Annotated in this window: 9 protein-coding genes and 1 rRNA gene; 3 read left to right on the forward strand and 7 right to left on the reverse strand. The window is 40.5% G+C overall.

Translation table 11 applies throughout. The annotated features are described in order from the left end of the window. Window positions 1-61: 61 nt before the first annotated feature. The 4 genes from gspF to gspC are packed head-to-tail and all read right to left on the reverse strand — an operon-like array spanning window position 62 to window position 5,883. Window positions 62-1,297, reverse strand: a complete 1,236-nt coding sequence (gene gspF / locus HJP15_RS21095) for a type II secretion system inner membrane protein GspF (protein ID WP_170174575.1) — start codon at window positions 1,295-1,297, stop codon at window positions 62-64. Window positions 1,298-1,299: 2 nt separating this feature from the next. Continuing rightward, the gene (gene gspE / locus HJP15_RS21100) at window positions 1,300-2,859 is read right to left on the reverse strand and encodes a type II secretion system ATPase GspE (RefSeq protein ID WP_054206833.1); all 1,560 of its coding nucleotides are present in this window, start codon (window positions 2,857-2,859) and stop codon (window positions 1,300-1,302) included. Then, the gene (gene gspD, locus HJP15_RS21105) at window positions 2,852-4,912 is read right to left on the reverse strand and encodes a type II secretion system secretin GspD (RefSeq protein WP_054206832.1); all 2,061 of its coding nucleotides are present in this window, start codon (window positions 4,910-4,912) and stop codon (window positions 2,852-2,854) included. The genes gspE and gspD overlap by 8 nt, the downstream gene beginning before the upstream one ends. 23 nt (window positions 4,913-4,935) lie before the next feature. Continuing rightward, complete coding sequence (gene gspC / locus HJP15_RS21110) at window positions 4,936-5,883, reverse strand: type II secretion system protein GspC (RefSeq protein WP_054206831.1); 948 nt, start codon at window positions 5,881-5,883, stop codon at window positions 4,936-4,938. A gap of 265 nt (window positions 5,884-6,148) precedes the next feature. Between gspC and hslR the strand changes: the two genes are divergently transcribed. The 3 genes from hslR (at window position 6,149) to HJP15_RS21125 (ending at window position 9,190) form a co-directional block, all read left to right on the forward strand. Beyond that, window positions 6,149-6,526 carry a ribosome-associated heat shock protein Hsp15 gene (gene hslR / locus HJP15_RS21115; RefSeq protein ID WP_054206855.1) on the forward strand — a complete coding sequence of 126 codons (378 nt, stop codon included), beginning with the start codon at window positions 6,149-6,151 and terminating at the stop codon, window positions 6,524-6,526. Window positions 6,527-6,538: 12 nt separating this feature from the next. After that, window positions 6,539-7,384: an Hsp33 family molecular chaperone HslO gene (hslO, locus tag HJP15_RS21120; protein ID WP_054206830.1), complete on the forward strand. Its 846-nt coding sequence runs from the start codon at window positions 6,539-6,541 to the stop codon at window positions 7,382-7,384. A gap of 267 nt (window positions 7,385-7,651) precedes the next feature. Continuing rightward, window positions 7,652-9,190 (forward strand): phosphoenolpyruvate carboxykinase, encoded by a 1,539-nt coding sequence (locus HJP15_RS21125; RefSeq protein WP_170174576.1) that lies wholly within the window; start codon window positions 7,652-7,654, stop codon window positions 9,188-9,190. A 105-nt stretch (window positions 9,191-9,295) separates the two neighbouring features. Here HJP15_RS21125 and HJP15_RS21130 read toward each other — a convergent pair whose 3' ends face one another. The 3 genes from HJP15_RS21130 to rrf form a co-directional block, all read right to left on the reverse strand. Continuing rightward, complete coding sequence (locus HJP15_RS21130) at window positions 9,296-10,999, reverse strand: LruC domain-containing protein (protein ID WP_054456054.1); 1,704 nt, start codon at window positions 10,997-10,999, stop codon at window positions 9,296-9,298. 5 nt (window positions 11,000-11,004) lie between these two features. Then, entirely contained in the window at window positions 11,005-11,499 is a 495-nt protein-coding gene (locus tag HJP15_RS21135) for a hypothetical protein (RefSeq protein WP_170174577.1), read from the reverse strand. 638 nt (window positions 11,500-12,137) lie between these two features. Further along, window positions 12,138-12,250: ribosomal RNA gene (gene rrf, locus HJP15_RS21140) — 5S ribosomal RNA — on the reverse strand; the annotation flags it as partial.

Consider the following 12,250-nt stretch of genomic DNA (forward strand, 5'->3'; position numbering starts at 1 on the left):
TTTTTCTTAATAATTAATTCATCGCAATACGGTAAAGTGCATTACGATATCCCTGAAACTGTTACAGCCCAATCGCTTTATTCATCGCCATAATAGGTTGTAATATGGCCATAACAATAAACAATACGATCACTGCCATTGACGCTATCATCGCAGGCTCTAAGAGTTTTAGCGAGACATTTACCATGCTTTCAAATTCACGGTCTTGGTTATTCGCTGCACGCTCTAACATCTGCTCAAGCTCACCCGATTTTTCCCCACTGGCGATCATATGTAGCATCATCGGTGGAAATAATTTGGTTTCTTGTAGCGATGCTCGAAGGCTCGCACCTTCACTGACACGCGTTGATGCATCCGCTACCGCTTTCTTAATTTTTTCATTAATCAGTACCTCGCCAGAGATCCGCATACCTTCGAGTAATGGCACCGAACTCGATGACAGAATACTCAACGTGCGCGCGAAGCGAGCCGTATTAATACTACGCGCAACCTTACCAATACCGGGTAATATTAAAATTTTAGCATCATACCAAAAGCGAATTTTTGGCTGTTTTAATGCGTGTTTAATCCCTATAACAAGCAACGTAAACAGCACAAGAGTTATAAACCAGTAATTTTGCACATAATTACTCGCGGCCATTACCCACTCTGTCGTCCATGGTAAAACCTGTTTAGATTTTTCAAACGTTTTTAATATTTTAGGCACTACAGTACCTAATAGAATGGATACAATGCCGATTGCAAAAATAACTAATATAACCGGATATACCATTGCTTGCGTTATTTGACTGCGCATGTGCTGACGTTGCTCCGTGTAATCTGCTAAACGATTCAAAACAGCATCTAAATGGCCTGACTTTTCACCTGCCGCAACCATTGCTCGGTATAAGTTATCAAATACGTGCGGAAACTCAGACATACCATCAGCAAGGGTGTAACCTTCTACAACTTTAGAGCGTACCGACATCAACATGCGCTTCAAGCGTGGCTTTTCACATTGCTCAGCGACAGCCATAACAGCTCCTTCAACAGGCAGTGCTGACTGAATTAAAGTAGCGAGCTGACGAGTGATTAATGCAAGATCCGATGTAGATATTTTTGGTTTAAAAAAACCACCTAAAAACGTAGTTTTTTCACCTTTAATCTGTTTATCTCCCTGTGCTGCGGGGCTCACTTCTAATGGAGTGAGCCCTTGTTCACGCAGGGATTGACGAACTTGTTTAGCGGTATCCGCTTCTAAAATACCTTTTTTATCTTTGCCACGACCATCTAACGCGCGATACTCAAACGCAGCCATTATTAACCTTCCTCACGTGTTACACGTAACACTTCTTCAAGGGTCGTTTTACCAGCCAATACGCGGCTACAGCCATCTTGACGAATACTTGGTGTATGTTTACGAATGTATTTTTCAACACTTTGCTCACCTTTACCACTGTGCACAAGCTCTCGTACAGTTTCATCAACAACAAGTAACTCATGAATACCCGTACGTCCACGGTAACCATTAAAGTTACATTCTTCACAACCCACTGCGCGGTAAATTGTCGGTGGATTCTCAAACGGCACGCCGAGTAATTCACATTCACGCTCATCTGCGGTGTGAGCTTCTTTACAGCTTTTACATAAAGTACGTACTAGGCGCTGTGACAACACACCTAATAATGACGATGAAAGTAAGAAAGGCTCTACCCCCATATCTTCCATACGTGAAATAGCACCCGCTGCTGTATTGGTATGTAACGTTGACATAACTAAGTGGCCAGTCAGTGATGCTTGCACACCAATTTGAGCCGTTTCTAAATCACGTATTTCACCAACCATTACGACATCAGGATCTTGGCGTAGAATCGCTCTAAGGCCACGAGCAAAGGTCATATCAACTTTTGCGTTGACCTGAGTTTGGCCAATACCTGGGATTTCATACTCAATTGGATCTTCAACCGTTAATATATTGCGATCGCGAGAGTTAATTTGACTCATACCAGCATAAAGCGTGGTACTTTTACCTGAGCCGGTTGGCCCGGTCACCAAAATAATACCATGCGGTTTACTTATCAAATCAGAGAATAACTCGCGATTACGTAAAGTCATTCCTAAATCTTCAAGATTTAAACGTGCATTGTTTTTATCAAGTAGACGAAGTACTACACGTTCACCAAAACTAGATGGCATGGTTGATACCCGTACATCAACAGCACGACCTGCAATACGTAAACTAATACGACCATCTTGTGGAATGCGCTTTTCAGCAATATCGAGTTTCGCCATTACTTTGATACGCGAAACCAATAAAGAGGCCAATTTACGATTTGGTTTAAGTACTTCTTTAAGCACACCATCAACCCTAAAGCGAATTACTAACTCTTGCTCAAAGGTCTCAATGTGAATATCAGATGCACCCTCTTTGATTGCCTCACTAAGCATAGCGTTGATCAATTTAATAATTGGCGCGTCATCATCCCCAGCGAGTAAATCTTCAGTTTGTGGCATGTCTTCTGCTAATGAAAATAAATCCACTTCATTGCCGATATCTTCCATCATTTGCTGAGTTTCAGAGCTATCGCGTTGATACGATGCTTCGAGCAACAATTCAAATTTATCATCTGGTAATTGCTCAAGTGTAAAGCCATGACCGGCAATACGGCGTACTTCTAGCAGGGCTTCAATATCCAATTCACCACGGTAGAAAACGACACGGTCATCATTATTTTTGCTTAATAACATACCCGCACGCCTTGCATACGAAAAAGGCAAACGCTTATTGGGTAGCTCAACAAGATCATCGCTGGTCATCAAGTCGCTGCTATCTTGTGGCTTTGCATGCTCTTCGCTGATTTCAGTGATTGCATCAGTCATCGTTGCGCTCGTCTGCATTTTGCTTTCTTAAGTATTCTTCATACGTTGGTGGCAAGATTAATGCGTCATTCCACTCTGGTAATATTGGCGAATCAGTTAGCGGCATCAAATCAATCCCGTCATCTCGCTTTATTTGTTGCTCACCACGAATAAAGTTATATTTTGAGTGGCTTAATTTATTCATTTTTATACCATCACGAATAATGGTCGGGCGAATAAATATAATGAGATTACGTTTACGTTTGCTGGTACTGGTAGAGCGGAATAAATGCCCTAAAATAGGGATATCACCTAGTAGCGGCACTTTAGATACACTTTCTTGTACATCTTCATCAATCAAACCACCTAGTACAACCATACCACCGTCATCAGCCATTACCGTTGTTTTAATAGCACGCTTATTAATTGAAATATCCACCGCAGTGGCGCCACTTACACCAGAAACCTCTTGTTCAATAATAAGTTGAACAGCACTGCCATCGTTAATTTGGGGTGTTACTTTGAGTTTAATACCAACTTCTTGACGTTCAACAGTTTGGAATGGGTTGTTATTATTAGAGCCTGTTTGCGAGCCCGTGATAATTGGTACTTCTTGACCAACGATCATTGACGCTTCTTCGTTATCCATCGTTGTTACGGATGGAGTGGCAAGGATATTTGAGTTGGTGTCAGTAGACACTGCTTGGATGATCGCGCCCCAGTCATTTTTAACAATACCCATGGCTAAACCATTAATACCACCCAGTAATGCGCCTAATGGGCCTAAATCACCTTCTTGAGTTTCATCATACTCTGTTAGTTCGTTATTAACGCCGGTAAGGGTTTTTGTTACTGTTTTATCACGTGCGACCTCAGCTGCAACGGCCAGCGACCCTACAGGGACTGAATTGCCGTTGTTAAATTGCATCATTCCGCCTTGCTCTGAGATAAACTGCAGCCCAAAGTTGATACCATCAGCTTCCATAACTTCAACAATGATTGCTTCTACGAGTACCTGCGCACGGCGAATATCTAAGCGTGCAATAACTGATTCAAGTGATCGCATTGTGTCTGGTTGAGCGGTAATTACCAGCGAGTTTGAATCTGGGTGAGCTTCAATACTTGTATCATCTTTACTACGGCTACGGGTTTTGGTTGCCCCACCTTGGCCTTCTTCACCAAGTGTTTTACTTACCCCCTGTAGTACTTTAACAAGATCTTCAGCATTGGCGTAATTAAGGTAAATAACTTTTGTGTTACCTTGATTTTGCAATTCACCATCTAAACGCTTAATAAGCTCAATTGCGCGGGTTCTTGCTTGGCCTTCACCACTGACTATAACGCTGTTTGTACGGCCATCGGCAACCACTTTAGGAATTAAAAACTCAGGAACGCTGCCTTTACCTGTATCTTTGTAAATATTCTCAACCACTGAAACCACGTCGTCTGCCGTTGCAAAGTTTAGTTTTACAATATCAACGCGCTTATCACCCGCTTGGTCAACAGAGCGAATGATTTCGACTAAACGATTCACGGATGCTGCGTGACCCGTCAACATCATAACGTTAGCGGCATTGAAGTTAGCGACATGACCGCCATCTTTTTGGTCGCTAAATTGACGCACTAACGGGCCAAGCTCTTGCACGCTAACATTCTTAACGCGAACAACTCGCGTCACCATCATATCGCCGCTGGCCTGATTATCCTCAGTGATCAGTGGAACATTCGACTTTTTAGCGTCAGAGCTTTTTTCGATTTTTAAAATGCCGTTATCCATCTCTACAGCTGAATAACCGTAAACTTCAAGCACATTTAGGAAAAATTGATAATAAAGTGCTTCATCCATCAGCTCATAACTGCGAACATTTACTTTGCCGCGTACGTTAGGATCAATGATCACTGTTTTATTAAGGTTTTTACCTACGATATTAATGAACTCGTTAATATCGGTCCCTTTAAAGTTTGCAGCGTACTCAACGGCAGATACTGACAAAGATAAACTGGCCGCAAAAAAAAGTGTTGCGTACTTAGCTAACCCTTTTCTGATTTTTTTGAGGTGTAGCGCGTGAACCATTATTTTAAAACTCCAAAGCTAAGTTATTGCAGGCTAAATTGTACATCGATTTGCTCACCATCACGTTCGATAGTGATATTGGCATCGGTGCTATTACGCAGCTCATTAATGGCTGACATGGCCTGTTTTAAATCTGTTAGTTGATAGCCGTTAATCGATACAGCTAAATCGTTATTTTGTAATCCCATTTGCTTAAATAGCACAGGGTCTTTACCTGGGCTTAAGCGATAGCCAACAAGCTCGCCGTCTTTCATTGCCTGAGATACACGGATGTAATCAAATAATTTACCAGGATCTTTTAATAGTTCTTCTCGGGTTTCTATGATTGCTTCTTTGACTTCTTGATTAGATGTGGCATCAATTTGACGATCACCTTCCATCTGTGGGCCCTCATCTAATTCCGACTCATCCTCTTCACGCTGAGCCAAAACAGGCATTGAGACTGTTTTAGTAAAGTCGAGTCCATCAAGCATTAATGTCTCAAAACGCCCACTCACATCTAATATCACTCGATCAGGTAATACCTGAGCAAGTTTTGCCCGTGTTCCTTTCACTACATCATCAACAAGGTAAGTAGATTGTTGTCCTTGCGACTCAATAACCGCAAGCCCCGTTAAATCATTATTACTAACGGCTACAATCCCTGTTAAATTAATGCTTAACCGTGTTTCAGGTGCATTATTAATCACTTTAGCTTGTTTGGTAGGCTGTTTACCAAGCACAACATCTGCTTTACCGAATAAATTCTGCTCTAATATTGACTTAGAATTTACACGCTCGGATGAATTATTTGCAGCATTCATACTGCTTGGTGGGAGGGCTAAATTCGTAGGCTCTGGCCATGCAAGCCAAAACGCTTTAGCTAATAAAAAAGCAATATAAACAATAGCTAAAAGAGTTACCACCCAGCTTAATTTAGCGTGGGGTAATTTATTTACCAGATGTTTTAGCTGCTGTAATTGCTGTTCCATAAATGCCATTTCTTATTTTAATTTACTGCCATATCTCTGCCCTATAGTACCTTTTCATTTTTCATTCAACAAGCGCACTAATATTAAACTTTGTAAACAAGGTAAATTAGGGCTTTTACTTCACTACAAAACTCACCAACTATTTCTTTAAATGTGGGTTTCGTGCTAAATTTTGTATTTGTGATCAGCGAAATAAAAGAGTGCTATTTTGTCAAAAAGTAATGGTTCAAAAGGAAACACCCGCAATTCGACTTCAGCTGATGATATTAATGCCATTCGTTTAGATAAATGGCTGTGGGCTGCACGTTTTTATAAAACCCGAGCCACCGCACGAGACATGGTACAAGGTGGTAAAGTACATTATAATGGGCAACGTGCAAAACCCAGTAAAATAGTTGAACTAGGCGCACAAATTAAATTAGCACAAGGTGTTGATGAAAAGCTCATCACTGTACTTAAATTAGTTGATAAACGTTTAAGTGCCCCCATTGCTCAAACCTTATATCTAGAATCACAAGCTAGTATTGAAAAACGCGAGGCAAATAGTATTGCCCGCAAAAATAATAGCTTTTTTGCTCCACATCCGGATCGTAAACCCGATAAAAAGCAAAGACGCGAACTTTTAAAAATGAAATCAAGTTAGGTAAAGCGACCCATGCAACAAGATCTACTTCACCGTTATACATTTGAAAAACTAGACGTCCGCGGCGAGCTAGTCCAAATTGAGCACACCTACAATGAGATGATTGCAGGCCATAATTACCCTGCACCAGTAAAAGCCTTATTAGGTGAATTACTCGTTGCAACGTGCTTATTAACAGCCACATTAAAATTTGAAGGTGATATTGCAGTACAATTACAAGGTGATGGTCCTGTAAAATATGCGGTTATTAATGGTGATGATAAACAAAATATGCGTGGTATCGCTCGCATACAAAGTGAAGTAACAGGTAGTACTGTTAAAGAACTAATTGGTAATGGTGTGATGGTATTAACTATTACACCTGATAAGGGCGAGCGCTACCAAGGTATCGTACCACTAGAGCACGATACGCTTGCAGAATGTTTAGAAGCATACTTTGCCCAATCAGAACAACTGCAGACACGATTGTGGTTTGCCACTGATACAACTCAAGATAAAGCCAAAGCATCCGGCTTATTACTGCAAGTTTTACCTGTGAATAAAGAAAAATCTATTACTGATTTTACACATCTAGAGGCACTCAGTAATACGATTAAAGATAAAGAGTTACTAGAGCTTGATGCTAACACTGTACTGACTCGCCTTTATCATGAAGATAACCCTCGTGTATACGAGCCACAAGCAATCCAATTTAAATGTGGTTGCAGCAGAGAGAAAACGATTACCGCACTCGTTAATATTGGTCAGCAAGAATTACTTAACGACGTAGCTGAAAACGGTGAAATCAAAATTAGCTGTCATTATTGCTTAAAAGACTACTCTTTTAACGAGCAAGAAATCAAAGCCATTTTTAACTAAGAACCCCCCCTCTTAAAAAAGTACACATTGAAAAGCTGTAAACACTGCAGCTTTTTTGTTCATAAAAAATGATACCGGTGTCATAAAACCAACAACTTTCATGACACCGGTATCATTGAAATTATTCATGTTTTTTACTAAATATATGTGTTTTTAAAGCTTTCATAGGCTCGAATATCCCTAATCCATCTGTTACTATAATTACAGCTTAAGGTTATTAAGAACCCAGAGCTATCCCGTTCAATCTCACACAATTTAGGTATAAACATGACTTCAAGCGCTACTCGTTTTGTCGATCTAACTGCAGCTGAACTTGTCGAACACGCGATCCGTCGTGGCGAAGGGACTTTAGCCGCCAATGGAGCTTTTGTTGCGAACACTGGTCGCCGTACTGGCCGTTCTCCAAAAGATCGTTTTATTGTTCAAGAATCAAGTACTGAAAATGAAATTCAATGGGGTAATGTAAACCGCCCTTTCGATGCAGATAAATTTGACGCTTTATGGGCACGTGTAGAAGCACATGTGCAAGACAACGACCACTTCATCTCTCACCTTGAAGTTGGCGCTGATCCAGAGCACTATTTACCTGTTGTTGTTACAACAGAAACTGCATGGCATCATATTTTTGCCAAAAACATGTTTATCGAACCTAAGTCTTACAATGCATCTGATTTACCCCAGTGGCAGGTAATGAATGTACCTTCGTTTGTATGTGATCCAGAACGTGATGGCACTAACAGCGACGGCACCGTTATTATCAACTTTGCACAACGTAAAGTATTGCTAGCAGGTATGCGTTATGCCGGTGAAATGAAAAAATCAATGTTCTCTGTTCAGAACTTCCTACTTCCAGCGAAGGGTGTATTACCAATGCACTGCTCAGCTAACGTAGGCGAAGCTGGCGACACAGCATTGTTCTTCGGTCTATCTGGTACAGGTAAAACTACCTTATCAGCAGATCCAACTCGCTTTCTAATTGGTGACGACGAACACGGCTGGGCACCAGGCAGCGTATTCAACATCGAAGGCGGCTGTTACGCTAAATGTATCGACCTTTCACAAAAGAATGAGCCAGTTATTTGGGATGCAATCCGCTTTGGAACTATCCTAGAAAACGTCGTCCTAGATGATAAAGGCATTCCTGACTTTCACGATACAAGCCTAACTCAAAATAGCCGTGCAGCTTATCCACTTGAACACGTTGAAAAGCGTAAAGTAGAAAACCGTGCTGGTGAACCAAAAGCCGTTGTATTCTTAACATGTGATGTAAGCGGTGTATTACCACCGGTATCAATCCTTACTGAAGAAGCTGCAGCGTTTCACTTCTTAAGTGGCTACACTGCAAAAGTAGGCTCTACAGAGATTGGTTCAACCAGCGATATTGAGTCAACATTCTCAACGTGTTTCGGCGCACCATTTTTCCCACGTCCAGCAGGTGTTTACGCTGAGCTTCTTATGAAGCGTGTACGTGAGTTTGGTGCCAAAGTATACCTTGTTAACACAGGTTGGACTGGTGGCCCTTACGGCACTGGTAAGCGTTTTGATATCCCAGCAACACGTGCTGTTGTTGATGCAATCGTATCTGGTAAGCTGGCTGGTGTTGAAACTCAGCACATCGATGTTTTAAACCTAGACGTGCCAGTAGCAGTTCCAGGTGTAGACAGCAATTTACTTAACCCAATTAACACATGGGAAGATAAAGCAAAGTACGCTGAATACGCGACTAAGCTTGCTGCTGATTTCACTGAAAACTTCGCTAAGTATGATGTCTCAGACGATATTAAAAATGCAGGCCCTAAAGCTTAATTAACTTTAGTCGCCACATTAAAACGCCAGCTAAAGCTGGCGTTTTTGATCTACTCTTTTATTTAAAATAACTGAACCTATAATACTAGTTTCATTAAATTGGTATTAATTACACTTCCAACACTTACCTTTTACTGGTTCATTATACCAAGTAGTATTTTTACCTTTTTTGCTTTCAGCCCACTCTTTAATCATTGGGTATGCATTAACAATATCCACATTTTCAATTGGATGTGACCAAACTGAAGTAACATCGAGCGCCCAAGGGTGACCATCAGTTGTCATGTATGTCTGTGCTCCACCTACTTCAGAATTATCGTCACCCGTTTTAAATAAATCAGCGTTTGCTAACGCTGTAGGGGAATGATTAGGAAGGTGCACTTCACGCCCACGATCATTTACCGGGTATATAAATGGGTTAAAGGGAGCGTTACCAATATCTGAAGTATTCACAGTGTCATTAAATATAATACTCATTGTTACTGGTACTACATCGCTTTCATCACCACTTTGCGTATTAAAAAACTGATACCCATTAGCACTTACTGTTACATCATGAATGTTTTCAACCAATGTATAAACGAGTTGATTTGTGTGTCCCGCTTCAGCAACCAATGAACGTGTATTACCTGCTATATCAATGCTTGCACTTTGAACGCTCTCATTTGAAATATTATCAAATGCTAAAGCAAATGCATTTGCATTGCTTGCACCTCGTGCATTGATAGATCCAGTTAGATCAATCTGCTTAACTTGGTTATCTGCATTTTTTATAACATTAAAGGTGTAACCCATAACAAAATCATTTAAGTCATAGTCGCCTTTATTAGGCCACAAGTCTTCAAACGCTAGGGTTGATTTAACAGTATAGTTATTTGAGGCTCTTTGTGGGTCGTTTGGATAATCGTCATCAATATTACTAATTCCATCACAATCAGAGTCTGTATCAGCACTTACTTCCCATGTATAAAATGCAGGATTACTAATTAAACCATTGCTATCAATCGCGGTGACCTGCACACGCCATATTTCACCACCTTGCACTTGCGAGGCTAATACAGTACTACCTGAGTGATCTGTTTTACCCACTATTTCATCATCAACAACTTCACCCTGGCCTACATCAACAAACCAACGATATTGATAGGTAACGCTGTCACCATCGGGATCTGCATTTTCTGTATTATCAACCACAATAACTAGATCTTTATCTGGCGATAGGCAACTCTCATTTTCTACTGTTAGAACAGGCAAATATGGTGAATCATTAGGGGTTATAGCATACGTAATGACCAGCTCACTATAATCTAAAGTTGTTTTCCATTTCACGTAGTCGTGGTTCATATCTATATCAAGAAATACATTAACTAAACCATCATCAGTTATGGCTGACAAAGGCACATCAAATGATGTTTCAGACCATGTACCGTTAGTACCTTGAAGCAAGCCAGGATTAAGTTCTGAACCATCCACACTAATACCATCATATTCACCACTCGTTCCATGAAAAGATTCAGAATCAATGTCATAGCCTCGAATTAATAACGTGGCACTTTGTATTTTAAGTAATGGATCTTCAAGGTTTTCAAAACTATGCTGCCAACCATAATCTTGAGAATAATGCGAGTAAAAATCAAAGCCATAGTTTTGAGGAGCTAAATAATGAGGTGCAGTACTTTGTTTGTTTATACGCTGAGTATATGTAAATGTCCCATCTTGGTTATCCACCGTGCTTGTACTTGTTGCTGCGGCTATTACACAAAATGAAGGAGATAATACAGACGCTAAAATAATTTTTTTAAGACTCATCGCGGTTATCCTTCTTCTGCATTAACTTCAACTGGACACTTAATCTCAAGGTCCCCCAACAAAACATTTTTTAAAAACGTCTCAGTACAAACTACCCCATCAACCTTAGCCTCAACTTTAATTCCACTCCACTCATTAGGAAATTTAAGCGTGCTCTCTAACTGCCCAGTTCGTGATGTTAGGGCTTTGAGCAATGTAGTGCCCACTTGCTCTGAGTTTTGATCGATAGCAGTAACCTTTATGAAATGTTTACCACCAATACCAGCTCCACTTTGGTCTATCATCGTTATAGTGCTTACAACTTTAAAATTGATACTCACCTCATCATTCATTGACCAATCAAATCCTGATGGGACCACGACGTCTTTTAGTGAGTTATCAACAGGCTCAACTACAACGGGGGGCGTTACTACAACCGGGCTTGCTGTAGTATCCCCTCCGGAACCGCCGCAACCAGATAAAAGCGTAAAAAAGATTAAGCATAATAATTTCCTGAGCATAGGTCATCTCCACTGTATTAATTGATAGTTAATGAAGCAGTAATCAAGCCAATTTTAAGTAACTGATTTTTAAACTTAATATAAAATTTAATTTATCTTATTATTAAAATGCAATGCAGAAAGCGAGTTTTCGGTTACTTATAAGGAGTCCGGAATTAGCTGACCACAACAGAGATATTCAAATGAGTGTGGAGTTATAGAATCGAAGAAAAAAAACAAGGCGGATTAATGTAAAATCTTAATAATACCAATCATGTTAAGTTACTGACCACTTATAGCGACAGGTAAATACAGTGATAACAAGGCAGAATTTTGACATGTAGTTGTTCTAGATGAAAAATTACTAACGCTGTTAGCGCTTTATTTAGCCCGCTAGAATGGTTAAATATTTAAGTCGATTGGTATAAATAGTGGATCATTATTCAAAGACTCGAGTGGCTCACTTTTCAGTTGTTGTTGACAATAAACTAAACGCACTACTGTAGGTCGTGATTTATCGCAACAGCCGATATATGGAGGTGTGTTGCTTTCAGATGAACGCCTGAGCGACACTCGCCACCTTGCACCTTGCTCGCTTTTTCACTTTCCTGCAGACGTAAAAAAGCCCGACTCTATGAGTCGGGTTTTCTTTATTTGGAGCCTGGCGATGACCTACTTTCACATAACAAATGCTACACTATCATCGGCGCTGTTTCGTTTCACTACTGAGTTCGGCATGGGATCAGGTGGGTCCAAAACGCTATTGTCACCA

Origin of the sequence: Pseudoalteromonas sp. NEC-BIFX-2020_002, from assembly GCF_013002825.1 — a bacterium.
Taxonomy (GTDB): Bacteria; Pseudomonadota; Gammaproteobacteria; order Enterobacterales; family Alteromonadaceae; genus Pseudoalteromonas; species Pseudoalteromonas neustonica.